A 26,540-nucleotide genomic window follows, 5' to 3' on the forward strand; every position below is an offset into this window, starting at 1 on the left:
CGACAGATTATCGGTATCGATGCCGCCCAGGGTCACCTCGGCCGTGCGATACCCTTCCGTTCCTGATGGCAGCAGGCTCCACCCGGAAAGGGCAGTGACCAGATCTGTCAGTTTTGCATCCGACTGATCGGCCAGATTCCCTGACATCGGAATATGCTGGCCCAGATAGTCGACCAGTCGCCCGGGTAGGTGTTTTGCCAGTTCTGTGGTCAGTGCCTTGCGACCACCGCTTTGCCGTTGCTCCTTCAGCAGGTCGAATAGCGGTAAATCCGGGATCAGATTGACCCGGATCGTTTCGCCTTCGCGCCAAAAGGATGATAATTGCAGCACTGATGGCCCGCTCAGTCCACGATGCGTGAACAGCAGTGCTTCGTCAAAGCTGGTACGGTCATTGGACAGGCGCGCGGGCAGGGAAACACCGGACAGATCCTTGAATTCACCGTTCGAGAACGTTAACGGAACCAGCGCTGCGCGCGTCTCGGTCATGCTAAGCCCGAATTGATCTGCGATGTCATAAGCCAACCCTGTGGCTCCCATCTTGGGGATCGATTTGCCGCCCGTGGCCAGCACCAGATTGGTGCAGGTCAGATCAATGCGCTGCCCCTCTCTTTCGACATCCAGCGCAAAGCCATCCTCGGTCTTGCGCAGATCGCGCAGTGAGGTTTGCAACCAAAGCTCGGTGCCTACGCGCTGCATCTCATTGACCAGCATCGAAACGATCTGCTTCGACGACCCATCACAGAACAGCTGCCCAAGCGTCTTTTCATGCCACGCGATGTCGTGGCGGTTTACCAGATCGATGAAATCCCACTGCGTATAGCGGGCGAGCGCTGATTTGCAGAAATGTGGGTTCTGCGACAGGAAATTGGCAGGTCCCGCATACATGTTGGTAAAGTTGCAGCGCCCGCCGCCTGAGATGCGGATTTTTTCGCCAGGCGCTTTGGCGTGATCGATCACCAACACACGCCCGCCACAATGCATGGCGCACATCATACCGGCTGCACCGGCACCAAGGATGATCGTGTCAAATCTCATATGCTGCGCATGGCGTGGATTGGGGGTGAAGGCAAGGGGGCAAAGCCGAGACAAGGGCTCCGAAGTTTTAGCTTGAGCTCAACCCAACTTGAGGAATTACAAAGATACTTGTCACGATGTTTCGGCACAAAAGACTTGGAAGGTGCAGAGATGAATCTGGAAAACTACCTCGAACGCATCGCATACTCGGGCGCTCTGAAACCTGATCGCGCCACGCTCGACGATCTGTTCGCAGCCCAATTGGCCACAGTTGCCTTTGAAAATCTCGATCAGCAGATGGGCGTGCCGGTATCGGGAGATCTGAGCGACATCTATGCGAAGATTGTCCTTCAAAAGCGCGGAGGGTGGTGTTTTGAGCTGAACACTCTCTTCAGTTGGGCGCTGCAAGAGGTTGGATTCAACGTGTCCTTTCTGGCCGGCTATGTCGGCCCGGATCGACCTACCTTGGATCAGGCGTCCGATCATATGTTGCTGAGGGTAGATTGTGACGAGCCATTGCTTGTCGATGTCGGCTTCGGGGGTGCGATGTCTGCCCCGATCCCGCTCAAGCCCGATACGGTTACTCAGCGACCCTATACCATTAGCCTTGCCGCCCAACATAATGGCTTCATTCAATATTCAGAGAATGCAGGGGGCAGCGAAGCCGGCTACTGGTTTACACTGGATGACGTAGACCCAAGCGTATTTCTGCCCGCCAGTAAGAAGTTGCAAACTGACCCGGACTCGCCGTTTCTGCGCACATTGACGGCCCAACGACGTTACGCCAGCAGGCATGTTGTCCTGCGTGGTCTGGTCAAGCGAACACTGGATTCTGCGGGAACCCGTGAGGACGTACTTGCGTCACCAAAAGCCTTGGTGGATTGCCTGAAGTATGACTTTGGCCTCGAAATTCCGGCAATTGCCAACAGTTGGCCCCGGATCAAGCAGCGGCACGAGGACCTCTTTGTGAGTTGATGTCCGGATGGCTGATCCGCGACCGGCTACACAGCTGAGCGGATTTACCCATCACCTCTCATTCCGCTAGCCCAAACGTAAAAATCACTGTAGAGTCTCAATCAGACCCCGAAAACGGGGCGCGAGCGAGGCAGAGAGTGGCGGTATCTCATGACTGAGATGGTGTATGGCGCGGTCCAGGACCAGCGCGGAGAACCGATTCTACCAAAGTGGTGGCGGACGATTGATCGCTGGACAATGTCCTGCGTTCTGATCCTGTTTGTCATCGGTTTGTTGCTGGGGCTGGCTTCATCGCCACCACTGGCCGGGCGCAACGGGTTCGACCCGTTTCACTATGTCGAACGTCAGGCATTCTTTGGCGGATTGGCGCTGATCGCGATGCTGTTGACGTCGATGATGTCGCCCACGCTGGTGCGACGGTTGGCTGTGCTGGGTTTTCTGGCAGCCTTTGTGGCGTTGGCATTTTTGCCGATCTTCGGCACCGATTTCGGCAAAGGCGCCGTGCGTTGGTATTCGCTGGGCTTTGCATCATTGCAACCATCCGAGTTTCTCAAGCCCGGATTTGTCGTCGTTGCAGCATGGCTGCTGGCCGCATCGCAGGAAATCAACGGCCCTCCGGGGCGGATCTGGTCCTTCGCGCTGTGTATGGCCATCGTAGGCATGCTGGTGATGCAGCCTGATTTTGGTCAGGCCTGTCTGATCCTTTTCGGCTGGGGCGTGATGTACTTTGTTGCCGGGGCGCCGATGCTGCTGCTGGTTGGTATGGCAGGCTTTGTCGTGCTGGGCGGTATGTTCGCGTATTCGAATTCTGAACACTTCGCTCGCCGCATCGATGGCTTTCTAAACCAGGAGGTCGATCCGACCACCCAGCTTGGCTATGCCACCAACGCAATCCGCGAGGGCGGTTTGTTTGGCGTGGGCGTGGGCGAGGGGCAGGTGAAATGGTCGCTGCCTGATGCGCATACCGATTTCATCATTGCTGTTGCGGCAGAGGAATACGGCTTGATCCTGGTTCTGATCATCATCGCGCTTTATTCAATCATCGTGGTGCGTTCGCTGCTGCGGTTGATGCGGGAACGCGACATGTTCGTGCGTCTGGCCGGTACCGGTCTGGCTTGCATGTTTGGTGTTCAGGCGATGATCAACATGGGCGTGGCTGTGCGCCTGCTGCCCGCCAAAGGCATGACGCTGCCATTTGTCAGCTATGGCGGTTCCTCCCTCATCGCGGGCGGCATCGCGGTCGGCATGCTGCTGGCCTTCACCCGAACACGCCCACAGGGCGAACTTGGCGATATTCTGCGCGGAAGAGGATAATGGGGAAACCTTACCTGTTGATTGCGGCTGGCGGTACCGGGGGCCACATGTTCCCGGCACAGGCACTGGCCGAGGCGATGCTGCAAAAGGGCTGGCGTGTACGCTTGTCCACCGATGCGCGCGGCGCGCGTTATACCAGCGGCTTCCCGCACACGACCGAGATTGTCGAAGCCTCTTCGGCGACCTTCGCCCGTGGTGGTCTGGCCGCCAAAGCATTGGCCGGGCCAAAGATCGCCGGTGGTGTGACCAGTATGGCGTTTCAGCTCCTGCGTGACAAACCGGATGTGATCGTGGGCTTTGGTGGTTATCCTTCGATCCCGGCGCTGAGTGCTGCGACGATGCTGGGTATCCCCCGGATGATCCATGAACAGAATGGCGTTCTGGGCCGCGTAAACCAACTGTTTGCAACACGTGTCGCTCATGTGGCCTGCGGTGTCTGGCCGACGGACCTGCCTGAAGGTGCGAATGGGATTCACACGGGCAATCCCGTTCGTGCGGCTGTGCTCGAGCGTGCAGCGGCAGGTTATATCCCGCCGGGCGAATATCCGATGTCAGTCCTTGTGATGGGCGGTTCGCAGGGCGCGCGCATCCTCAGTGACGTGGTGCCGGGTGCCATTGCCGCTCTGCCAGAGTTTCTGCGCTCATATATCCGCGTCTCCCATCAGGCACGCGATGAAGATGGTGAGCGGGTCTCGGCCTTCTACGCCGAACACGGTATCAAGGCTGACGTGCAACCGTTCTTTCAGGATGTTCCACGCCGTATGTCCGAGGCGCAATTGGTGATCTCACGCTCAGGCGCGTCAAGTGTCGCTGACATCTCGGTTATCGGGCGCCCGTCGATCCTGATCCCGTTTGCCGCCGCTGCAGGCGACCACCAGACCGCCAATGCCCGCGGGCTGGTTCAGGCCGGTGGCGCGATCATGATTCCAGAAAACGCGCTTGACGTTCCTTCGCTGACCGAGCAAATGACCACGGTTCTGACGAACCCCGAAGCCGCACAGAAAATGGCCCATGCCGCCTTGTCGGTTGGGGCACCTGATGCCACCGAGCGTCTGGTCGCCCTTGTCGAACAACTGGCGCAGAAGGAGACCAAATGAATCCAGCAACCAAACTGCCACAGGACGTAGGGCCGATCCATTTCGTAGGGATTGGTGGAATCGGGATGTCCGGTATTGCCGAAGTGCTGCTCAATCTGGGGTACCAGGTGCAGGGTTCGGACCTGAAGGCGTCCAAGATTACGGATCGTCTGGCAGGTCTGGGTGCTGAAATCTTTGTTGGTCAGCGGGCCGAAAACCTGAAGAATGCGGCCGTAGTTGTTGTTTCGACTGCAATCAAACCGGGTAACCCGGAACTGGACGAGGCAAGGGCGCAAGGCTTGCCCGTCGTGCGCCGCGCCGACATGCTGGCGGAATTGATGCGCCTGCGATCGAACATCGCCATCGCGGGGACGCATGGCAAAACCACCACCACAACGATGATGGCCGAACTTATGGTGGCAGGCGACTTTGATCCCACCGTGATCAACGGCGGCATCATCCATGCCTATGGCTCGAACGCCCGGATGGGGCAGGGTGAATGGATGGTGGTCGAAGCGGACGAATCCGACGGCTCGTTCAACCGACTGCCCGCAACCATCGCTATCGTTACCAATATCGACCCCGAGCATATGGAGCATTGGGGTGACTTCGACACCCTGCGCGACGGCTTTTACGAGTTTGTCTCGAACCTCCCGTTCTACGGCCTCGCGGTCTGCTGCACGGACCATGCCGAAGTGCAGACGCTGGTCGGTCGCATCTCAGACCGGCGCGTTCGGACCTATGGATTCAATGCACAGGCCGATGTGCGGGCCGTGAACCTGACTTACAAGGGCGGGGTGGCGCATTTTGACATTCATCTGCGCCATGAGGATAAGGTGATCGAGGGCTGCACTTTGCCGATGCCCGGTGATCATAACGTCTCGAATGCGCTGAGTGCCGTGGCCGTTGCCCGTCATCTGGGCATGAAGGCTTCTGAAATTCGCGAAGCCCTTGCTAACTTTGGTGGCGTTAATCGTCGCTTCACCAAGGTCGGAGAGATCGATGGCGTCACCATCATCGACGACTATGGTCATCACCCGGTCGAAATCGCGGCAGTTTTGAAAGCCGCGCGTCAGGCGACCGAAGGCCGGGTCATCGCAGTGCATCAGCCGCACCGCTATTCTCGCCTGTCCAACCTGTTTGATGATTTCTGCACCTGCTTCAACGATGCTGACGTCGTGGCGATCGCCGAAGTATTCGCGGCCGGTGAAGACCCGATCGAAGGCGCAAGCCGCGATGATCTGGTCGAAGGTCTTATCCGCCATGGCCACCGCCACGCGCGGGCGATCCTGAATGAAGATGATTTGGAGCGTCTGGTGCGCGAACAGGCCCGCCCGGGCGATATGGTTGTGTGCCTCGGGGCAGGTACGATCAGTGCGTGGGCCAACGGATTGCCCGAGCGTTTGCAAAGGAGACAAGCCGTTTGACGTTGTATACCATTTAGGTGCACAACTTCAGGATGTGGTTTCGTACACGCGAAATCCGGTACGGTCTCAGAGGCGCGCATGCAACTATCTGTCGTCTTTTCAGCCCTTTGGGTGATCTGCGCCACAATCGTGGCCATGCTGCCGATGCGGTTGCAATTCCCGCCCGGCATCGTTCTTCTGATTTGCGCGCCTATGCTGATTATCTGGCTGGGATTTGATTTCGGCTGGATCATATCAGCGCTGGCCTTTGCGGCTTTTGCCTCGATGTTCCGCAATCCACTTCGCTATTACTGGCGCAAATGGGTGCGCGGGGAGGTGATGGAATGAGCTGGTCTATCGCGCTAGCCGGTCTGTGGGGAATTGCGGCCAACGTATTGGCGATGATCCCTAGTAAGGACAACCACTGGACCCGCGCCTATATCCTGATCGCTGTCGGCATCCCGATACTTGGCTATGTCACCTACGAAAACGGTCCGTGGATCGGTCTAATTGTTTTGGCCGCAGGCATGTCCGTACTGCGCTGGCCGGTGATCTATCTAAGTCGGTGGTTGCGCAAGCGGATCTGAGCCCCCAAGCCGTTATGGCTTGCCTTGTCTGAACAAATCCGCGATCTAGCCGACATGATCACTTTACCCAATACCCGTGGCAAACTGACGGAAAACAAACCTCTCAACGGCTTGACATGGCTCAAGGTCGGCGGCCCTGCGGACTATCTGTTCCAGCCCGCTGATATTGAGGACCTGCAAAACTTCCTGCGCGACCTGCCTGGGGGCATACAGATCTTTCCCATGGGTGTTGGCTCGAACCTCATCGTTCGCGATGGTGGGTTGCGCGCTGTAGTGATCCGTCTTGGTCGTGGCTTCAACGGCATCTCGGTCGAAGATAATACGGTTACGGCGGGTGCCGCCGCATTGGATGCGCATGTGGCGCGCAAAGCAGCGGATGCAGGTGTTGACCTGACCTTTCTGCGCACCATTCCGGGTTCGATCGGCGGTGCGGTGCGGATGAATGCGGGCTGTTACGGCAGCTACACAGCGGACGTGCTGCGTAAGGCCACGATTGTTACCCGACAAGGAGAGGTCGTGGATCTTTCCCCCGAAGAACTGAATTTCCGCTATCGTCAGTCCGATCTGCCCGAAGGCGCGGTTCTGGTTTCTGCCACGCTCGAAGGGCCGTCCGGAGACGCGGAAGAACTGCATGCACGCATGACAGCACAGCTGCAAAAACGTGACGAGACGCAACCGACCAAAGATCGCAGCGCTGGCTCGACATTCCGAAATCCGGCCGGTTTCTCATCTACTGGCCGCGCTGATGACGTCCACGACCTCAAGGCGTGGAAGGTAATCGATGATGCGGGGATGCGTGGTGCGACCAAAGGTGGGGCGCAGATGAGCCCGAAGCACTCGAATTTCATGATCAACACCGGTGAAGCCACCGCCGCCGACCTCGAAGGTCTGGGTGAAGAGGTGCGAAAAAAGGTTTACGAAACAAGCGGCATCACGCTAGAGTGGGAAATCATGCGGGTCGGTGAACCGCTGAAAGAATAAAGCCCTGGCCGTCAGACCAATAACAGGCAATTTAAGGCGACGGATCAAAGGCATAAACGCAGTATGGACCACCACATAAGGTCCAGGGACATTGAGGCGCACATTGGGTATGTCGAGCAGGACAAACCCCAAAGTGGCGGTATTGATGGGTGGACCCTCGGCGGAACGCGAGGTGTCTCTCAGCAGCGGGCGCGAATGCGCAACCGCCCTCAGGGGAGAAGGCTATGAAGTGGTCGAACTGGACGCAGGTCCCGACCTATATGCGCGCCTTTTGGACATCAAACCGGATGTAGTTTTCAACGCCCTGCATGGCCGCTGGGGCGAAGATGGCTGTGTACAGGGCCTGCTGGAGTGGATGCGTATCCCCTACACGCATTCAGGTGTTCTGGCCTCGGCTCTGGCCATGGACAAGCAGCGCAGCAAAGAGGTGTACGAGGCCGAAGGCCTGCCTGTTGTGCCGAGCGTGATCGTTCCCAAGGTTGAGGTGATCGAAGTTCACGTGATGGAGCCGCCCTATGTGGCCAAGCCTAATAACGAGGGCTCGAGCGTCGGCATCTACATCGTGCACGAAGGGTCGAATGGCCCTCCGCAGCTGTCCGAGGATATGCCGGATCAGGTGATGGTCGAGAAATACGTCGCGGGTCGTGAACTGACCGTAACGGTTATGGGTGACCGCGCACTGACCGTGACAGAAATCATGACGGATGGTGGCTGGTACGATTACGACGCCAAGTACAAGCCCGGTGGCTCGTGGCATGTGTTGCCAGCCGAGATTCCGCAAGACATCTTTGATCGTTGCATGGACTATGCCCTGCGCGCCCATAACGCTTTGGGATGCAAGGGGGTCAGCCGTACCGACTATCGCTGGGATGACAGCTTGGGCGCGGATGGGCTGTTCCTGTTGGAAACCAACACGCAACCCGGCATGACGCCAACGTCTCTGGTGCCCGAGCAAGCAGCGCATCTGGGTATGACCTTTGGTCAGCTCTGCGCCTGGATGGTGGAGGACGCCTCATGCGACCGCTGACCGCCACCCGGGCCCCCGTGATCCACAGATCCAAACAGCTGGCAGGGCCGGACGCCGATTTCAATGATGCCCCTCAGCAGGACAGTGATGTCGCGCCGAAGCTACGGTTGCGTGGTGCGGGTCTGTTCGGTCGCAACTCAAGTCGCTCTGATCCAGCTCCATCGCGTTTCAGCTATCGTTTTCAACGGTGGATGCTGACGCCGGGCATTCGCCTTGGTGTGAAGGTCGGCCTGCCACTTTGCGCGATAGCCGCGGCTATGGGACTGTATTTTGCATCCAATGATCGGCGAGAGGCGGTTACCGCCTATATCGCGGACATCCGCACCTCAATTCAGGAACGCCCGGAATTCATGGTCAATCTGATGGCCATAGATGGCGCAGGTACGGGCCTGTCCGAGGATATTCGTGAGGTCGTGCCACTGGATTTCCCGATCAGTTCCTGGGATCTGGATGTCGAACAGATCCGCGATGTGATCACCGGTCTCGATCCTGTGAAATCGGCAACGGTCCGTATTCGTCCGGGCGGTGTTCTGCAAGTTGATGTTGTCGAACGTCAGCCGGTTATCGTCTGGCGTACCCGCAATGGGGTCGAACTGCTGGACGAAACCGGTGCGCATGTAAAGCCGGTCACGTCCCGGGCCGATCATGCGGGCCTTCCACTGATCGCAGGGAAGGGAGCGGATCAGTACGTTTCTGAAGCGATGGAAATCCTCGCGACTTCGCGCAGCCTTGGGGATCGCGTGCGCGGCCTCGTCCGCATTGGCGAGCGGCGCTGGGATCTGGTTCTGGACAGGGGGCAGCGCATCATGCTGCCGGTTGAACGCCCGGTGCGTGCGCTCGAACGGGTGCTGGCTGTGAACGAGGTACAGGACCTTCTGGAGCGCGACGTGGCGGTTGTTGATATGCGCCTCGGACAGCGACCGACAATCAGAATGACCAAAGCCGCCAGCGAAGACTGGTGGAATACAAAAGTGACAGTGGGTAACGGGCAGTAACGAATATGATGACCGATCTTTATCAGTCCCAGCGGGCCATGCGGCAGATGCGCAGACAGGCGATGCAACGCGGGGTCGTTGCCATTCTTGATGTGGGCAGTTCCAAGATCGCCTGTCTCGTGCTGCGCTTCGATGGGACCGGTCGGCTGAGTGAGGACAATTCGATCGGCTCCATGGCCGGTCAGACGGGGTTTCGTGTCATCGGCGCGGCAACCACCCGATCCCGCGGAGTGCAATTTGGCGAAGTCACCGCCATGCAGGAAACCGAACGCGCAATCCGTACCGCTTTGCAGGCGGCACAGAAGATGGCCGATATTCGTGTTGACCACGTCATTGCATGTTTCTCAGGCGCCAACCCGCGTTCCTACGGTCTGGATGCGCAAGTTGATCTCGAAGGTCAGCTGGTCACCGAGGCCGAGATCGGCCGGGTGCTGAACGCCTGCGATGTGCCGGACTACGGGGCAGGGCGCGAGGTGCTGCACGCGCAACCGGTAAATTTCGCGCTCGACAACCGCTCGGGCCTGATCGACCCGCGCGGACAGCTGGGCCAGTCGCTGGCGGTGGACATGCACATGCTCACGGTTGACGCTGTGGCGATCCAGAACATCGTCCGCTGTATCAAACGCTGCGATCTGGAGCTCGCGGGTATCGCCAACTCGGCCTATGTCTCGGGTGTCTCGGCACTGGTCGAGGATGAGCAGGAACTGGGGGCGGCCTGTATCGACATGGGCGGCGGTACCACCAGCGTGTCGATCTTCATGAAGAAACACATGATCTACGCCGATTGCGTGCGCATGGGCGGTGATCACGTCACATCGGATATCTCGATGGGTCTGGGTGTTCCTGCATCGGTGGCCGAGCGGATCAAAACCTTCAATGGCGGGGTTCATGCCACGGGCGCGGATGACCGCGATCTGATTGATATCGGTGGTGACACCGGTGATTGGGAGCACGATCGCCGCACCGTAAGTCGTGCCGAGCTGATCGGTATCATGCGTCCACGTGTCGAGGAAATCCTCGAAGAGGTACGCGTCCGCCTTGATGCCGCAGGATTCGAGCATATGCCCAGCCAGCAGATCGTACTGACTGGTGGCGGCAGCCAGATTATGGGGCTGGACGGTCTGGCCAGCCGTATTCTGGGGCAGCGCGTTCGCCTTGGCCGCCCGCTGAGGGTTCATGGGCTTCCTCAGTCTGCAACGGGGCCGGGTTTTTCGTCTGCCGTGGGTCTCAGCCTGTTTGCAGCGCATCCGCAGGATGAATGGTGGGATTTCGAGATCCCGGTCGACACCTACGCGGCACGCCCTTTCAAGCGCGCCGTGCGCTGGTTCCGTGACAACTGGTAGGGTCATCCGTCGGGCCTTCGCGGGGTTGCTGGCAGCCCTGCTGCCCGCTCAGGCGCCGGCGCAGACCGTAATAACACCGGACGAGTTTCTGGATGCGGTCGTGGGTAAAACCATCAAGTTCTATGAGGTTCGCAGCGGTTTCCTTGTTGGGACCGAACAGTTTCTGAACCGATCAACTTCGGTCTGGCGAATGGAGGGGCGGGGGTGTGTCTATGGTCAGATCACCACTCCGAATGGTCAGATCTGTTTTCTGTACGATGATGATCCCGACGGCATCCCGGTTTGCTGGTGGCCGTTCCTGTACGAAGATCGTCTGCTGGTTCGATTGGCCACGTTCCTGAACAGCGAAACGCAGGAGGTGCGCAGCATCACCGAGGATGGTGTGAACTGTCCAAGTACCCCAATCAGCTAAAGATTCGGGTTGCGGTATCGAATTTTATCCCTCAAGATATCCACAGGGCCCGTCAGAGGCCTGGCGGCAGGACTGAGCAGTTTTCCGCAATATGACAGATGCTCCGAAGCGTCGCATGTCTGTGGTTTTGCAGGCTGCGCCGGTCGGTTGCTTTGTGTTGTCCGGTTGCAAAACCGCAACATTTGCGCATCACAGCAAAATGACGCCGGATCAGGCCTTATTTCTTCCATATTTTGTGGGTTCGCGCGATTTTTGGCGTGACCTTTGTGGATTCGAAAGGTAGAATCAAAGGCGGATAGGTAAGAAAAACACCGCTTTGGCGGGAACATAAATACAGGCGGACAGAGCATGACATTGAATCTTTCGATGCCCGGGCACGACGAACTGAAGCCTCGGATTACAGTATTTGGCGTTGGCGGTGCGGGCGGAAACGCCGTCAATAACATGATTGAAAAACAGTTGGACGGCGTCGATTTCGTGGTCGCCAACACGGACGCGCAGGCGCTGCAGCAAAGCCGTTCGTCGGCGCGGGTGCAGCTGGGCGTGAAAGTTACCGAAGGTCTGGGTGCAGGCGCACGTCCTTCGGTGGGTGCAAGCGCTGCCGAAGAAAGCATCGAACAGATCGTGGACCACCTGGCGGGCGCGCACATGTGCTTCATCACTGCCGGCATGGGCGGTGGCACCGGGACCGGCGCCGCGCCGATCATCGCGCAGGCAGCGCGCGAGCTGGGGGTTTTGACCGTTGGTGTCGTAACCAAGCCGTTCCAGTTTGAGGGCGCCAAGCGCATGCGTCAGGCCGAAGACGGTGTTGAGGCGCTGCAAAAGGTTGTCGATACGCTGATCATCATCCCCAACCAGAACCTGTTCCGTCTTGCCAACGAAAAGACCACCTTCACCGAGGCATTCTCGATGGCGGACGACGTTCTGCATCAGGGTGTCAAAGGTGTAACCGACCTGATGGTCCGCCCAGGGCTGATCAACCTCGACTTCGCCGACGTTCGCGCGGTGATGGACGAGATGGGTAAGGCCATGATGGGAACCGGCGAAGGCGAAGGCGAAGATCGCGCCATCCAGGCCGCGGAAAAGGCGATTGCCAACCCGCTGCTGGACGAGATCAGCCTCAAGGGTGCCAAAGGCGTTCTGATCAACATCACCGGCTCGCATGACTTGACCCTGTTTGAGCTGGACGAAGCCGCAAACCGCATCCGCGAGGAAGTGGACCCCGAGGCAAACATCATCGTCGGTTCGACGCTCGACACCGAGATGGAAGGCAAGATGCGGGTTTCGGTTGTTGCAACCGGTATCGACGCAAGCGAAACGCAGGCAGAAGTTCCGGTCGCGCGCCGCTCGATGTCTGCACCGCTGACCCGTACCGTTTCTGCCGAAGAGCCGGCACAGGACGAGGTAACCATCGAAGTTGCCGATCCGGTTCAGCAGCCCGAAGTAAACCGCGAACCTTCCTTGTTTGAAGCGAGCGAGGAGCCTGCGCCGACCACATCGCATTTCGAGCCTTCAACTACTCAACAGCAGGATGACGACGGGCTTCCGCCGCCGGCCTATCAACCGCGCGTGGCTGAATTCGAACCGCAGCCCGAGGCGGTAGAGCCTGAACCGGAAAGCTATGTTGCCCCTCGTGCACCGGCGCCTGGTACACCTTCGCCAGAGGCTCTGCAGCGTCTGCAGGCAGCGGTTCAGAACGCCCCATCAAACGGGCATCGCCCGCGGGTTGCGCAACAGCCAGTGGCTGATGCAGCGCCGCGTCAGCCAGAGGCTGAAAGCCATGATCGCCCCCGTTTCGGGTTCAATCGTCTGATCGATCGCATGACAGGTCATGCGGCTGACACACCGGCTCAACCAGTGCGTCAGCAGCCCGTGATGCGCCAGGCTGACGCTACGGCACCTGCGCATGATGAAGCCGATCCCGAGCAGGAACGTATCGAAATTCCGGCTTTCCTGCGCCGTCAGGCCAACTGATCGCGGTAACAAAATCTTAACAAAGGGCCGCCGTTTGGCGGCTCTTTTTTGTTTGTTTACAGGCTTGTAAGGGGGTGTAAGCAGGGTTTTGCCGATCTGTTGCAGAACTGTTTCATTCAGTTACAAAGAGTGAGTTGAGCCTTGATCCGCGCTTCCTTAACTGAGGGTCCAACACAGTCGTACAGGCTGGACACCACTCGCTGAGGTTCATTTTGCAACATACGCTCAAATCTTCGGTCACGTTCAAAGGCATCGGGCTGCACAGCGGCAAGCCTGCGACCATGGTCCTGAAACCGGCAGCCGCCGGGCATGGAATCTGGTTCAAGCGGACGGATATCGAACTGGGCAATGCGCTGATCCCTGCGATCTATGACGTGGTCGAGCGGACCCCGCTCTGCACCCGCCTCGTGAACGATGCCGGTGTGTCTGTTTCAACAATCGAGCATATCATGGCCGCGCTGGCCGGTTGCGGCGTGCACAACGCGCTGATCGAAATCGACGGACCCGAAGTTCCGATCATGGACGGGTCGTCGATCGAGTTTGTGCGTGGCATCATGTCGAAAGGCGTCCGCCGTCAGGCCAGCCCGGTTCTGGCCTACGAAGTGCTCAAGCCGATTACGGTCGAGCGTGAAGGTGCGCGTGCGTCGATCCGCCCTGCCGATGGGCTTGAGATCGAATTCCACATCGAATTCGAAGATGATGCGATCGGCAGCCAGACTAAGACGCTGGATATGCGTAACGGTGCTTTCGCACGCGAATTGTCCGATTGCCGGACCTTCTGCCGTCGCACCGATGTCGAAGCAATGCGTGACAACGGCCTGGCTTTGGGTGGTACGCTGGATAATGCTGTCGTTGTGCAGGGCGACGAAGTACTGACCCCCGGTGGCTTCCGCCACGCGGATGAGGCGGTGCGCCACAAAATGCTCGATGCGCTGGGTGATCTCTATCTGGCGGGCGGACCGATTCTCGGCCATTTCGTCGGTGAAAAATCCGGGCATTCGATGACAAATACGCTGCTGCGTAAGCTGTTCGAAACGCCTGGCGCGGTTCGTCCGGTTCTTTGTACGCCGGAACAAGCTGCCCGTTTGCCTGGGCAAGGCCTTGTTATGGGCGAAATCCCCGAAGTAGCGTGATCTGATCAACTCTGGCGACAATTATGCCAGAGCGCGGATAAGGCGTTTTGCACCGGAATTTTATGTGCTAGACCGAAGCCCAATCCGGGGTTACCCAAAGAGACAAGACGACTAGGATGGGCGGTATGGTTGGCAGCAAAGCGGCAGTCAGGCTTGCGAGTGCGATTCTTCTGGCGGCTACTTTGACAGCATGCGGCAATGCAGGCGGGCTGTTTGGCAATAAAGGCGCAGATCGCACGCAGAATCTTGAAGGGTATACACCCGAACAGATTTACACCCGCGGTGAATACGAACTGGCGCAAAGTCGCCCGGACGATGCCGCGTGGTATTTCTCCGAGGTAGAGCGTCTGTATCCGTATTCGGACTGGGCCAAGCGTTCGCTGATCATGCAGGCGTTCTCGTTCCATTCGGACAAGAACTACGAAGAAAGCCGTGCGTCGGCACAACGCTACATCGATTTCTATCCTACCGACGAAGATGCTGCATACGCCCAGTACCTGCTGGCACTCAGTTATTATGACCAGATCGACGAGGTTGGTCGCGATCAGGGCCTGACCTTCCAGGCACTACAGTCGCTGCGTACCGTTATCGAAGTCTACCCCGACAGCGAATACGCCACTTCGGCGGTCCTGAAATTCGATCTGGCCTTCGACCATCTGGCGGGCAAGGAAATGGAGATCGGGCGCTACTATCTGCGTCAGGATCATTATACCGCCGCAATCAACCGATTCCGCGTCGTGGTCGAGGATTTCCAGACCACCTCGCATACGGCCGAGGCACTTTATCGACTGATCGAGGCTTATCTGTCCCTTGGTCTGGTGGATGAAGCACAGTCGGCAGGTGCGATTCTGGGTTACAACTACCAGTCTTCCGAATGGTACGATGCCGGTTACAAACTGCTGACCTCTCGTGGTCTGGATCTCAAGAGCCGTGGCAACAACTGGCTCAGCCAGATCTATCGCCAGACGGTCAAGGGTGAGTGGTTGTAGTCGCCATGGCTAAAGGCTTGGGACGCTAAAGACCCGATGCTTCGCGCCCTTGATATCCGCGACATGCTGATCATTGACCGGCTGGAACTCTCGTTTCAGCCGGGTCTGAACGCACTGACTGGCGAAACCGGCGCGGGCAAGTCCATTCTTCTGGATTCGCTGGGCTTTGTGCTGGGCTGGCGCGGTCGAGCCGAACTTGTCCGGCAAGGTGCCGCTCAGGGAGAGGTCGTGGCCGAGTTCGAACTCTCCAAAGATCATCCTGCACATGAGATTTTGGCCGAGGCCGGTTTGCCCGGTGGCGAGGAATTGATCCTGCGCCGCGTGAACACAGCCGAAGGGCGCAAGACCGCATGGGTCAATGACCGTCGATGCTCGGGCGAGGTGCTGCGCGCTTTGTCAGAAACGCTGATCGAGCTGCATGGCCAGCATGACGACCGCGGGTTGCTCAATCCGCGTGGTCACCGCGCGATGCTGGACGATTATGCCGGGGCGGGGGATCACCTCGCCGCTGTTCGCGCTGCATGGTCTCAGATGTCGCGCACCCGAAAGGCGCTGGCTGAAACCGAAGCCGCGCTTGAGGCTGTGCGCAGCGAAGAAGAATTCCTGCGTCACGCCGTTGCTGAACTCGACCAGCTCGATCCGCAACCGGGTGAGGACGCTGATCTTGATGCGCGCCGCCGCATGATGCAGGGGGCCGAACGTATTCGCGATGACGTTGCCCGAGCCTTTGGTCTCTTGGGCGGTGAAGGGGCCGAGGGCGCAATGTCTGACGCGATACGCTGGCTGGAAGGCGTATCCGATAGTGCCGGTGGCCAGTTGGAAGATCCCATCGCGGCTCTTGGGCGTGCGATGATCGAGCTGGGCGAGGCACAGGATGGTGTAAATGCCTGCCTGCAGGCACTGGATTTCAATCCGGCCGAGCTTGAAGCCGCCGAAGAACGCCTGTTTGCGATCCGCGCATTGGCGCGCAAGCATGATGTCGCCCCGGATGAATTGGGGCCATTTGCAGACACCCTGCGTGACCGGCTGAACCGGCTTGAGGCGGGTGACGCCGATCTGGTGGACAAGCGGGCTGCAGTCGAAGCGGCTCAGGTTGCTTATGACGCGGCTGCTGAAGGTCTCAGCAATGCGCGTCGGGCGGCTGCAGGTCAGCTGGACGCGGCAGTAATGGCGGAACTGGCGCCGCTGAAAATGGAGCGCGCGGTGTTTCAGACTGAAATCACACCGGCAGAGCCCGGCCCCGAAGGGTGTGATGCAGTTGCATTCACCGTCGCTACCAATCCCGGCGCCCCCTCAGGTCCGTTGAACAAGATCGCATCAGGGGGTGAGCTCAGCCGCTTCCTGCTGGCGTTGAAAGTTTGCCTCAGCGGTGACGACAGCGCCCGAACCATGATCTTTGACGAGATTGACCGTGGTGTTGGCGGCGCGACTGCGGATGCGGTTGGGCGGCGCCTCGCATCACTGGCTCAGGGTGGTCAGGTGCTTGTGGTTACGCATTCGCCGCAGGTAGCCGCCCGTGCCGCGCACCACTGGCGGGTGCAGAAACAAGTAACTGACGGCCAGACCCTATCAACGGTGATTCCTCTGGCCGACCCGGATCGCGTGGATGAGATCGCCCGCATGGTCGCCGGGGACACCATCACGGATGAGGCCCGCGCTGCAGCCCGTGCATTATTGCAAGCCTGACGTTTCCTGGTTCGCAGACTGTCGTTAACCGTCTTTTATATGCGTGCTCCGTAGCTTACTAAGGGTCATAAGGTATTCCCAGAGGGCCAATGACCCAGTCGACCCGCACCGTTCTGCGCAACCAGCTCAATCAGGCTCTGGCCGCGATCAAGGACGCTTGGCGGGTCATGCGGCGGCGCGGCCCCAGTCAGATACAGTTCTGGTTCATCGCTCTGGCCATCGGGATCGCCGCCGGGTTCATGGCGCTCGGCTTCCGCAAGGCCATCCGCTCGTTGCAGGCCTATGTCTATCAGACCGAAGATATCCTGCTGCTGCACAGCCATGCCGAAAAGCTGCCTTGGTTCCTGATCTTCATTACGCCGGTAATCGGTGGGCTGATTGTCGGTATCATCCTGCACCGGTTTACCGATGACGGGCGCGTAAGATCGGTCGCCGATGTGATCGAAGGGGCTGCCGTCACCGACGGCAGGGTCGAGACCAAGGCGGGGATCGCCTCCTTCTTCGCCTCGCTCATCACGCTCAGCTCGGGTGGATCGACGGGCCGGGAAGGGCCGGTGGTTCATATGGCAGGGGTCATTTCTACCTGGGTCAGCAACCGGATCCACGCAGACGGCATAACCGGTCGTGATCTGTTGGGATGTGCGGTCGCCGCTGCAGTCTCGGCCAGCTTTAATGCCCCAATAGCCGGCGCGCTTTTCGCGCTTGAGGTGGTGCTGCGCCACTTTGCAGTACATGCATTTGCCCCGATCGTGATCGCATCGGTAGCGGGCACGGTCATCAACCGTCTCGAATATGGTGACGTCACCGAATTCACACTGGAAACGCCGGGATCGCTGCAATTCTACGTCGAACTGCCTGCCTTCCTGATCCTCGGCCTGATCTGCGGTTTGGTATCCTTGCTGCTGATGCGCTCGATCTTCTTTGCCGAAGATATCGGAACGCATGTGCAAAATCGCCTGTCGCTGCCGCGATGGCTTCGCCCGGCGGTGTCCGGTGCAATGCTCGGCGTTCTTGCTGTCTGGTTCCCGCACATTATCGGCGTGGGGTATGAGACCACGATTCGCGCGCTGACCGGTGATCTTGTGCTGACCACGGCAATCCTGTTCGCCGTCATAAAAACCGTAGCTGTTGCGATCACGATGGGTGGGCGCATGGGTGGTGGCGTCTTCTCACCCTCGCTGATGATCGGGGCCCTGACCGGCTTGGCCTTTGGCCTGATCGCAACTGGGTTGCTTCCTGATGTTTCCGGCACCCATACGCTTTATGCCTTCGCTGGCATGGGTGCAGTAGCTGCGGCAGTACTGGGAGCGCCGATCTCGACCACGCTGATCGTCTTCGAACTGACAGGGGACTGGCAGATTGGTCTGGCCGTGATGGTATCGGTTTCGATGTCCACAGCACTGGCCTCGCGCCTTGTGGACCGGTCCTTCTTCCTGACGCAGCTTGAACGCCGCAATGTCCACCTTGCGGCCGGTCCGCAAGCCTATCTTCTGGCGATGATGCGTGCCGGTGCCGTGATGCGCCCATTGGGTGATGCACGCTCAATCAGCAAGGAAGAGGCGCAGGAACTGATCGATCAGGGTCTCTGCGTGCAGGCCAGCGCGACACTCGAAGCAGCGATGCCCTATTTCGACCGCGATGACATCCCCTGCATCCCGGTTGTGATCGTTGACGAAGACGGTGCCGAAGACCCCGTAGGCGCACTCTATCACGTGGACGCACTCAAAGCTTACAATCGCGCATTGGCCGCGACCGCAGCGGAAGAGCATTCCTAGGAGTATGCTCCACCGGATTGCGAGTTCGGTCGTTGCAATCAGCCTTGTTCTTCTGAGACCATGAAACTGTCCAGCAAGTTCGCGACAGAGTTCATCAGCGATTGGCGGTCTTTCGGGAAGTCTACAATGCTGCCAGATACATCGTAGACAAATTCGCCATGTTTCCACTGGCAACGCACGTTGATGGCGTCCTCCGTACAGGTTTGGCCAGGAGCGTCAACATTCTTGCCCAAGTCAAAATTGGTAGCCTTGCCTACAATGATATACGGACTTCGCATTTCATAAATTGGCGTAAGATCGTGCCCTGACACGCGAACAAGAAAATACGTCCCACCCGCTGTAAGGCTTCCGTTGTACGGTCCGTATTGCCATGGAATTTCGTACTTGTCCGAGGAGCCCAGCCAATAGGTCTGACGATAGCCACTATCCCATCTGGGCAAGAACTGAGAAGACACGGCCAGAACGACAATGATCAACCCGATCGGTTAGGCTCTTCTTTGTGGCAATACTCTAAGCCTAAGAACAACCGCCAACGCGATGCCAAGGCCGAACAATACAGGCACTGCCCATCTGCGAAAGGGAAAGAACAGATCTCCCCATGATGCCATCGGATGGTAGAACAGGATTATGCCGCGCTCAATTTCTTGGTACGCGCAGAATAGGAGCGATGCGACGTATGTCGCCCAAAAAAGAATGGCCTGCGCTTTGATCTGGTTGTCCTCTATTTGGTGGATCGCGCCATATGGCCATCTTCAACGAAATGATGTCAAGCCGTTGGAATTCAACGCGCAAATTCCACCAGAGTGTGATCAAGCCCTGCAAGCGCGTCTTCGATCCTCGGTGCAATGGTCGACCAGTCACCGCCTGCAAGCCCCGCTCCGATCAATGGATATCCGATCCGCGCGTCTGCATAATCCTGTGCCACAAGCCGAAAACAGTTTTCGATTGCATCGTAATCGGCCTTCAGTCCACGCCCTTTCCAATTGAACTGGGTATAGGCGTTCACAATGGTGAACCGGGTATCTGCCCTCTGGATCTGAGCTGTCGATATAGTGCCCAGCTTTGCCCTGTCGCCATAAGGGGTCGTTTTGTCCGCCTCCAAGGCCTCGGGAAACTTCTGCGCAATTGGCTTGGCAATCCCCGCACCCATCGTGTGAAAGCAGTTGCAGCCATGGATTATGACGTCGAACTCGCCATCCAGCGCGAGTTGGATCAAATCACCTTTGACTGTCTGCATCGCTATCTCCCTACCGAAGCCGAAACGCGATGATGTGTGCTAACTGGCGCGTTGTTCTGACCCGGCTCGCTTCAAGGACCAGTCTTGAGCATAGCATTCGAAGGCTTTATCCCGAAAATAGAATATGAAGTGCCTTTGGGCCTCAGGGTCTTCGTTGGTGATACTCCACTCAAATTCGTCTGCAGAGGGGTCATGACCAACTATTTCAAAAAACTCGCCCCATTGAGGGGCTGCTCCTGAAAACCGACCGCGCCCTGAATACCAAGCTTCATCGTTTGTTGGGTCGATGCGCCAACGGCTACAGCCCTCGAAAACAAGCTCTGCTTTCTCACCTTCAGCGGCTGAATAGGCAAAAGGGTTCAAAAAGAATGTCACCGAAACCAGCGCACCCGAGGCCTGGATTCTGGGGCAGGGTGCGTTTGGTTCCGCGTTCCAGGTTTCGTTGAGGTGAAGAAAGGTCAACTCAGCCATAGTTCCTCCGTCAAGCGGATAGGACGCGAAACCGCCTTATGACTGTGCATAGAGATTACAGCTGTTCGACCTTCACCGAGTCTCCGGCATAAAAGGCCAGATGATCCTTGATTTCACCAACTGCCGGGATCGGATCTTCATAGCTCCAGACGGCGTTTTCAGTCACGGACGACTTGTTCACGATGGAAAAGTGCGCGGCATCGCCCTTGTGCGGGCAGTGGGTCACCTTGTCGGTGCGATCCAGAAAGGCCATCGCAATGTCCGAGCGCGGGAAATAGATCACGGGTTCAAGATCGCCTTCAAGCAACTCCAGCGCATTGGTCGTCTCGCCCAGAATTGCACCGCCCGAGCGTACACTCCATTTACCCGGCGCTTTGCGTATCGTGATGTGATCAGTCATTCCTGCTCCTTCCTTCGTCGTATCAGGGCCTCTCCTTTGCCCTTTCTATGTAACAGCCCGGTGTCAGACCGGCGCGGTTGCGGCATCCAACCACAGTTGCGCGTCATCGCCCAGCCTTGGCCTGATTTTTTCTGCAACGACCTGATGGTAGGCGTTAAGCCAAGACCGTTCTTCACGTGTCAGCATGTCCACCACGATCAGTCGCCGGTCTATCGGCACATAGGTCAATGTGCGCCAGTTCAGCATCGCACGCTCATCATCGCCACCTGGCAGGGCCGGGGCCTCTTCGACCACCACAAGGTTTTCGATGCGGATGCCAAATGCGCCTTCGCGATAATATCCGGGTTCATTTGACAGGATCATGCCGGGTTCCAGCGGAACGTGACTGACCCGAGACAGGCGCTGTGGTCCTTCATGTACGCTCAGATAGGTTCCGACACCGTGGCCAACACCGTGGTTGAAATCCTGTCCAGCCAGCCACAGCGGCAGTCGCGCGACACATTCGATATCCCGGCCCGCCAGACCAACAGGCCAGCGCAGCATGGACATAGCGATCATGCCTTTGAGGACGCGTGTGAAGCAGGTCTTTTCCTCAACTCCTACATTACCGATCGCGATGGTCCGGGTGATGTCGGTGGTGCCATCCAGATACTGACCGCCGCTGTCCAGCACCAGTAGATGTCCGTTCTCCAGCCGGCTGTCGGTCTCTTCGGTCACACGGTAATGCATGATCGCCCCGTTTGGCCCTGTGCCGGCGATCGTTTCGAATGAGATGTCCTGAAGCGCATTGTCTCTGCGGCGGCTTTCTTCCAGCCGCGTGACAACTTGTGTCTCAGTCAGGGTTCCGGGCGCTTGCTTGTCCAGCCAGCACAGCAGCTCGATCACGGCAGCCGCATCCCGCAAATGCGCCTCGGCACTGCCGGCAATTTCAGCCTCGTTCTTACAGGCCTTGGGCAGGGCACAGGGATCGCCACCATCGACCATGCGCTCACCCAGTGCGTCCGCAACGATCTGAGGTAGGGTGCCGAGGTCTACTTGAACCTTGCCTGCCAGATTGCCGACGGCATCCAGAAACTCGCCCGGCTCGTGTTGCTTTACTTCGGGGCCGAAATGGTCCCCCAGTTCAGCCAGTTTCTGCGCGGCCATGAACAGATCAACCTGGCCATCCTCGTGCAGGATCGCAAACCCATGTGCCACCGGATTGCGCGGGATATCCGAGCCCCGGATGTTCAGCAGCCACATGATTGAATCAGGCAGTGTAATGACCGCCGCGGAATGCCCGTTCTCTTTCAAGGCTGTGGCCAGCCTGCTGATCTTGCTGTCTGCGCTTTCTCCGGCGAATTCGATCGGGTGCGCCTTGACCGGATTCATCGGCGGGGTAGGCAGATCCTCCCACACCTGGTCCACCAGATTGTCACAGCGGACCAGTTCGATGCCGGTGCCATTCAGCTCTTTCTGCGCGCCAGAAATCTGCCCGGCAGAATGCAGCCACGGATCAAATCCAACCTTGCCACCTTGCGGCAATTGTTCTTTCAGCCAAGCGCTCAGACTGACATCAGGCCACGGTACCGGGGTATAGTCGCTCGCTACCTGCGCCTTGACTTGAGTGCGATAGCGCCCGTCGATGAAAACCCCGGCGATATGTGTAAGCGCTGCACAAAACCCGGCAGAACCTGTAAAGCCAGTCAGCCAGGCCAGCCGTTCATCCCGGGGGGCCACATATTCCCCCTGATGCGCATCCGCACGGGGGATCAGGAACCCGTCCAGACCCTCACGCGCCAGTTCTTCGCGCAGGGCAGCCAGACGTGGCGGCCCCTGTTCCGGGCGTGCGGTAACTTCGAAGGACTGGAACATGCTGGCCTCATTCTTGTCTCGATGCGGCGAACCTGAGGCCTGCGGCGGAAAATGTCCAGCACCACGGCCCGTCACTCATTTGCGGCGCTCAGGAAGCCTTGCAGCGTTTCGATATAGGTGTCGTAGACGTCATTGCCGGGCAGGGGGATGTGATTTGCGGTTTCCAGAATGACCAAGGATGCATCGGGAATGCCTGCCGCCAGCTTTCGCGCCTCGGACAGGGGATGTACCGCACTGTTGCGCCCATGCAGGACCAGAGTAGGGCATTGCACCTGCGGCAACAGATGCAGAACCGAGGCCGTGTTGCCGCTGTCGCGCTGATACAGTTTCTGCTCGACGGAATAGAGCGCCTGCATCTCGCCCACAATTTCACGAACGGTTTCCAAAGGCCCTTCTGGGAAATAGCTCAGCAGTGATCCCACGGCATATCCGCTGCCGGGGTTTTTCCAGCCCTCGATGATCAGGTTACGGATCGAATCCGGCCCAGCGACGCCTTCGCGGTGATCACGCCCCTCGGCCCAGCCACCAACTATTGCCAGCCTGCTGACACGTTCGGGATACTTCGTGGCGAACTGCAGGGCTGAGAAGATGCCGCCGAACTCGGAAACAATGGCAAAGCGATCAAAGCCTGCGGCCTGCGTCACGGCCAGAATATCCTCTGCCACCCCCTCGTAATTGGCCCGGCATGGGTCGCCCCAATGGGATTGGTGGCTTTTGTTGTAACGCAACATCGTGAACTTTGCGTCCATCGCACTAATGTAGGTGCGCTCGGAGGCCAGCCGCCATTCTGCCTCAAGATCATAGACAATAGATCCAACCCTCAGAACCGGAGGGCCCTCTCCCGACACGGCAAAGGCAATTGCCTGACCATCGTGACCTCGAGTGTATCTCAGCTGCTGGGTCTTATGTTCGCTGTGTTGTACCGGTTCTGAATCACGGCTGACTTCAGCCGCCATCTGCAGGCCACGACGCACAATTGTCCGGATGATCCGCTGCGTCTTGCCATCATCACCCACCGCCTTGCGTGCTGCAGCGATGCGGGCGCTTATGGTGGATTCCGAGACAAAGCGACCATGCCAGACCCGCTCGATGATCTCTTCGCGTGCAACCAGCTTGCCGGGGCTTTCAACCAGCAACTCCAGCAGATCAAAAACCTGAGGTTCAACTGGAACCGCTTCGCCCCCGCGCAACAGCACGTGGCGGTCAACGTCCAGAATACAATCTGCAAACTCATAGCGCATGGGCTGAATACACTCCGTTTCGATTGGGGCCACAAGGTTCAATGGCATTCCCAAAGGTTTCTCGGGGGTTTCTCAGGATTGTCTTCAAGCGATAGGGCAGCGCCGTTGCCAAATTAGAGGCAACAAACAGGAGCTTCAGATGATGCCACCCTTCGATATCGCGTTATTGCACCACAAGGCCGTTCGCCACAGGCACAATAATACCCAGCCCCGAAACGCTCCGACAACCGGATCGCCAATCTGGGGCTGGTTACTTGGAATGCTATCCCGCCCGGCAGGGCGGCGTCAACGGATCTAGCTGGCCCGCTTCATTCCCATAACCCGAGCTCGCGCCCGCGGGTCGCTGTCGAACAGAGCCGCCAGCTGCTCGGTCATCGCACCCGCCAGTTGCTCGACATCGGTGATCGTGACCGCACGATCGTAATAGCGGGTCACGTCGTGACCGATACCAATCGCAAGCAGTTCGACCATCTTGCGTTTTTCAACCATCGCAATCACGTCACGTAGGTGTTTTTCCAGATAATTCGCAGGGTTAACGCTCAGAGTTGAATCATCAACCGGCGCACCGTCTGAGATTACCATCAGAATCTTGCGCTGCTCGCGCCGCGCCAGCATCCGGCGATGGGCCCATTCCAGGGCTTCGCCGTCGATGTTTTCCTTCAGCAGGCCTTCTTTCATCATCAGACCCAGATTGGGTCGCGCACGACGCCAAGGGGCGTCCGCACCTTTGTAGATGATGTGGCGCAGGTCATTCAGACGACCGGGCTGCTGTGGGCGTCCATCGTTCAGCCAGGCCTCACGCGCCTGACCGCCTTTCCACGCCCGCGTGGTAAAGCCCAGAATCTCGACCTTCACATTGCACCGCTCCAGCGTCCGGGCCAGAACATCGGCACAGATGGCGGCGATTGAGATCGGGCGTCCCCGCATCGAGCCCGAGTTATCCAGCAGAAGCGTCACCACGGTATCGCGGAACTCGGTGTCTTTTTCGACCTTGAAGCTTAGCGGCGTGGTCGGGTTCGCCACGACACGTGCCAGACGGCCTGCGTCCAGAATGCCTTCCTCGCGGTCGAACTCCCAGCTGCGGTTCTGTTGCGCCTGCAACCGGCGCTGCAGTTTGTTGGCCAAACGGCTTACCGCACCCTTTAGCGGCTCAAGCTGCTGGTCCAGATAGGCCCGCAACCGCTCCAACTCTGCCGGTTCGGCCAGATCTTCAGCGGCAATTTCCTCATCGTAGGTGCTCAGATAGACTTTGTAGTCCGGATCAGCCTCGGATGCTGGCGGCGGGGCAGGTGGCTCCAGCGGGGCCTCACCCTCGGGCATCTCAGCCTCTTCGCCCATCTCATCCTCGGCCATCTCGTCCATCGAGACCTGTGCCTGAGATTGATCCTGCTGCTCTTCCTGAGTCTGCTCAGGAGAGGCGTCGGCTTCCTGTTCGTCCTGATCGTCCTGACCGGTGCTGTCTGGATCGGGTTGTTCTTCGGCGTCGTCCTCGGCCTGATCCTCCTGATCCTCATCCAGCTCATCCGGGTCGTCGCCCAGCTGATCGCCGTATCCCAGATCCTTGATCATCTGGCGGGCGAATTTGGCGAATTCGGCCTGATCCGAGAGCACCTCGTCAAGGTTCTCCAGCACGCCACCGGCCTGTTCCTCGATGAAACCACGCCACAGGTTCATGACATTCTCAGCCGCAGGGGGCAGGTCGCGCCCAGTCGCCAGATGTCGGATCAGATAGCCCGCAGCAACGGACAAAGGCGCCTCGGCAGGCTGCTTGCACTGGTCATACCCGCGCCGCAACGCTTCATGCCCGATCTTGACGTCAATGTTGGACGCGGTGCCGGGCATATCCCGGGCACCCATCGCCTCGCACCGAGCGGTCTCCATCGCTTCATAGAGATCCCGCGCCATATCACCCGGAGGCGCATAGCGGTTATGGGTCGCGTCATCATGGTATCTGCGCTGCAACGCCAGAGCATCCGCCGTACCGCGCGCCAGCAATACCTCTTCACGGGTCATCCGGCGGCTGACCTGAGGCAGACGCATCGATTCACCCGACAGGCCCGACGGGTCGACCGTATAGCTTACCGACAGCTCAGGATCGTCAGCCATGACCTTGGTGGCTTCGGCCAGCGCTTTTTTGAACGGATCGGCGGGGTTGTCGTTTGGTTTACTCATCGCAAAGAAACTCCCCCAGAGCAGGTTGGTACAAGATCAAGTTCGTGTCAGACTTGCCCTCAGGAGCAAGGCCAACTGGTTTGTTAAGTAAGTTTCCCAATTGTCTCATCAAATTGAGAACCCTGTCGATATCAGTCGGCAGCGAGAGTTGCCTTGGATCAATACTAAACTCGATTTCATCTTCACAGTAGAAATTGCAGGTCAGAATTATCGGTCCATGAAGTTTGAGGCTTAGGTTTATAAGGCTTTCTTCGCTAGCATCCTCGAAAACACGGGAGACATCGAGGTGTTCCTGGTCTTCGATCGTTTGGTTGGTTCTGTCTGTCAGATCTGATGTGTGTAGAAACTCTAGAACCCGGTTCCATTCCAGTTTGGTCGTACCCGTAACGCGAATGTCGATCAGGAGACCGTCTTCAACCAACTCAGAGAGAACTCGTGAGTTGATTAAAAAAGACGTGGTACTGGAAGATGCCAAGGT

Annotated in this window: 25 protein-coding genes; 16 read left to right on the forward strand and 9 right to left on the reverse strand. The window is 58.3% G+C overall.

Annotated elements, in window-relative coordinates:
• Window positions 1-1,035: aminoacetone oxidase family FAD-binding enzyme (locus E1297_RS37745; RefSeq protein ID WP_155147577.1), on the reverse strand; the 1,035-nt coding region annotated here is incomplete at its 3' end.
• Window positions 1,036-1,185: 150 nt separating this feature from the next.
• Between E1297_RS37745 and E1297_RS37750 the strand changes: the two genes are divergently transcribed.
• The 16 genes from E1297_RS37750 to E1297_RS37825 all read left to right on the forward strand — a co-directional run bounded on the left by E1297_RS37750 (window position 1,186) and on the right by E1297_RS37825 (window position 18,687).
• Window positions 1,186-1,989, forward strand: a complete 804-nt coding sequence (locus tag E1297_RS37750) for an arylamine N-acetyltransferase (RefSeq protein WP_196223493.1) — start codon at window positions 1,186-1,188, stop codon at window positions 1,987-1,989.
• A gap of 150 nt (window positions 1,990-2,139) precedes the next feature.
• Entirely contained in the window at window positions 2,140-3,303 is a 1,164-nt protein-coding gene (ftsW, locus tag E1297_RS37755; RefSeq protein ID WP_155147354.1) for a putative lipid II flippase FtsW, read from the forward strand.
• The gene (locus E1297_RS37760) at window positions 3,303-4,400 is read left to right on the forward strand and encodes a UDP-N-acetylglucosamine--N-acetylmuramyl-(pentapeptide) pyrophosphoryl-undecaprenol N-acetylglucosamine transferase (protein ID WP_155147356.1); all 1,098 of its coding nucleotides are present in this window, start codon (window positions 3,303-3,305) and stop codon (window positions 4,398-4,400) included. Before ftsW ends, E1297_RS37760 begins: the two co-directional genes overlap by 1 nt.
• A complete protein-coding gene (gene murC / locus E1297_RS37765) occupies window positions 4,397-5,806 on the forward strand; it encodes a UDP-N-acetylmuramate--L-alanine ligase (protein WP_155147358.1) in 1,410 nt (469 codons plus the stop codon). The genes E1297_RS37760 and murC overlap by 4 nt, the downstream gene beginning before the upstream one ends.
• A 78-nt stretch (window positions 5,807-5,884) precedes the next feature.
• The gene (locus E1297_RS37770; RefSeq protein ID WP_155147360.1) at window positions 5,885-6,133 is read left to right on the forward strand and encodes a DUF2484 family protein; all 249 of its coding nucleotides are present in this window, start codon (window positions 5,885-5,887) and stop codon (window positions 6,131-6,133) included.
• Window positions 6,130-6,372, forward strand: a complete 243-nt coding sequence (locus E1297_RS37775; protein ID WP_155147362.1) for a DUF2484 family protein — start codon at window positions 6,130-6,132, stop codon at window positions 6,370-6,372. Before E1297_RS37770 ends, E1297_RS37775 begins: the two co-directional genes overlap by 4 nt.
• 24 nt (window positions 6,373-6,396) lie before the next feature.
• Window positions 6,397-7,353 (forward strand): UDP-N-acetylmuramate dehydrogenase, encoded by a 957-nt coding sequence (gene murB, locus E1297_RS37780; protein ID WP_244328034.1) that lies wholly within the window; start codon window positions 6,397-6,399, stop codon window positions 7,351-7,353.
• Between the two features lie 109 nt (window positions 7,354-7,462).
• Window positions 7,463-8,380 carry a D-alanine--D-alanine ligase gene (locus E1297_RS37785; protein ID WP_209016243.1) on the forward strand — a complete coding sequence of 306 codons (918 nt, stop codon included), beginning with the start codon at window positions 7,463-7,465 and terminating at the stop codon, window positions 8,378-8,380.
• Entirely contained in the window at window positions 8,368-9,375 is a 1,008-nt protein-coding gene (locus E1297_RS37790; protein WP_155147364.1) for a cell division protein FtsQ/DivIB, read from the forward strand. Before E1297_RS37785 ends, E1297_RS37790 begins: the two co-directional genes overlap by 13 nt.
• 5 nt (window positions 9,376-9,380) lie before the next feature.
• Window positions 9,381-10,718, forward strand: coding sequence for a cell division protein FtsA (gene ftsA / locus E1297_RS37795; protein WP_209016244.1), 1,338 nt, complete (start codon window positions 9,381-9,383; stop codon window positions 10,716-10,718).
• Window positions 10,705-11,130 carry a hypothetical protein gene (locus tag E1297_RS37800; protein ID WP_209016245.1) on the forward strand — a complete coding sequence of 142 codons (426 nt, stop codon included), beginning with the start codon at window positions 10,705-10,707 and terminating at the stop codon, window positions 11,128-11,130. Before ftsA ends, E1297_RS37800 begins: the two co-directional genes overlap by 14 nt.
• A gap of 348 nt (window positions 11,131-11,478) precedes the next feature.
• Window positions 11,479-13,104 (forward strand): cell division protein FtsZ, encoded by a 1,626-nt coding sequence (ftsZ, locus tag E1297_RS37805; RefSeq protein WP_155147366.1) that lies wholly within the window; start codon window positions 11,479-11,481, stop codon window positions 13,102-13,104.
• A 212-nt stretch (window positions 13,105-13,316) separates the two neighbouring features.
• Window positions 13,317-14,237, forward strand: a complete 921-nt coding sequence (gene lpxC / locus E1297_RS37810; RefSeq protein WP_155147368.1) for a UDP-3-O-acyl-N-acetylglucosamine deacetylase — start codon at window positions 13,317-13,319, stop codon at window positions 14,235-14,237.
• 125 nt (window positions 14,238-14,362) lie between these two features.
• A complete protein-coding gene (locus E1297_RS37815; RefSeq protein WP_155147370.1) occupies window positions 14,363-15,226 on the forward strand; it encodes an outer membrane protein assembly factor BamD in 864 nt (287 codons plus the stop codon).
• A 36-nt stretch (window positions 15,227-15,262) separates the two neighbouring features.
• Window positions 15,263-16,912, forward strand: coding sequence for a DNA repair protein RecN (gene recN, locus E1297_RS37820; protein ID WP_155147372.1), 1,650 nt, complete (start codon window positions 15,263-15,265; stop codon window positions 16,910-16,912).
• A gap of 89 nt (window positions 16,913-17,001) precedes the next feature.
• Window positions 17,002-18,687 (forward strand): chloride channel protein, encoded by a 1,686-nt coding sequence (locus E1297_RS37825; protein ID WP_155147374.1) that lies wholly within the window; start codon window positions 17,002-17,004, stop codon window positions 18,685-18,687.
• 38 nt (window positions 18,688-18,725) lie between these two features.
• Here E1297_RS37825 and E1297_RS37830 read toward each other — a convergent pair whose 3' ends face one another.
• The 8 genes from E1297_RS37830 to E1297_RS37865 form a co-directional block, all read right to left on the reverse strand.
• A complete protein-coding gene (locus E1297_RS37830) occupies window positions 18,726-19,163 on the reverse strand; it encodes a hypothetical protein (RefSeq protein ID WP_155147376.1) in 438 nt (145 codons plus the stop codon).
• Between the two features lie 305 nt (window positions 19,164-19,468).
• A complete protein-coding gene (locus tag E1297_RS37835) occupies window positions 19,469-19,924 on the reverse strand; it encodes a macro domain-containing protein (protein WP_155147378.1) in 456 nt (151 codons plus the stop codon).
• Window positions 19,925-19,963: 39 nt separating this feature from the next.
• Window positions 19,964-20,395: a hypothetical protein gene (locus E1297_RS37840; protein ID WP_155147380.1), complete on the reverse strand. Its 432-nt coding sequence runs from the start codon at window positions 20,393-20,395 to the stop codon at window positions 19,964-19,966.
• A 55-nt stretch (window positions 20,396-20,450) separates the two neighbouring features.
• Complete coding sequence (locus E1297_RS37845; RefSeq protein WP_155147382.1) at window positions 20,451-20,795, reverse strand: DUF427 domain-containing protein; 345 nt, start codon at window positions 20,793-20,795, stop codon at window positions 20,451-20,453.
• Between the two features lie 63 nt (window positions 20,796-20,858).
• The gene (locus E1297_RS37850; protein WP_155147384.1) at window positions 20,859-22,649 is read right to left on the reverse strand and encodes an aminopeptidase P family protein; all 1,791 of its coding nucleotides are present in this window, start codon (window positions 22,647-22,649) and stop codon (window positions 20,859-20,861) included.
• 71 nt (window positions 22,650-22,720) lie between these two features.
• Window positions 22,721-23,938 carry a winged helix-turn-helix domain-containing protein gene (locus tag E1297_RS37855; RefSeq protein ID WP_155147386.1) on the reverse strand — a complete coding sequence of 406 codons (1,218 nt, stop codon included), beginning with the start codon at window positions 23,936-23,938 and terminating at the stop codon, window positions 22,721-22,723.
• A 246-nt stretch (window positions 23,939-24,184) separates the two neighbouring features.
• Window positions 24,185-26,062, reverse strand: coding sequence for a cobaltochelatase subunit CobT (cobT, locus tag E1297_RS37860; RefSeq protein WP_155147388.1), 1,878 nt, complete (start codon window positions 26,060-26,062; stop codon window positions 24,185-24,187).
• A complete protein-coding gene (locus E1297_RS37865; RefSeq protein ID WP_155147390.1) occupies window positions 26,055-26,537 on the reverse strand; it encodes a hypothetical protein in 483 nt (160 codons plus the stop codon). The genes cobT and E1297_RS37865 overlap by 8 nt, the downstream gene beginning before the upstream one ends.
• Between the last annotated feature and the right edge of the window lie 3 nt (window positions 26,538-26,540).

The organism is Roseibium sp. RKSG952 (assembly GCF_009711355.1).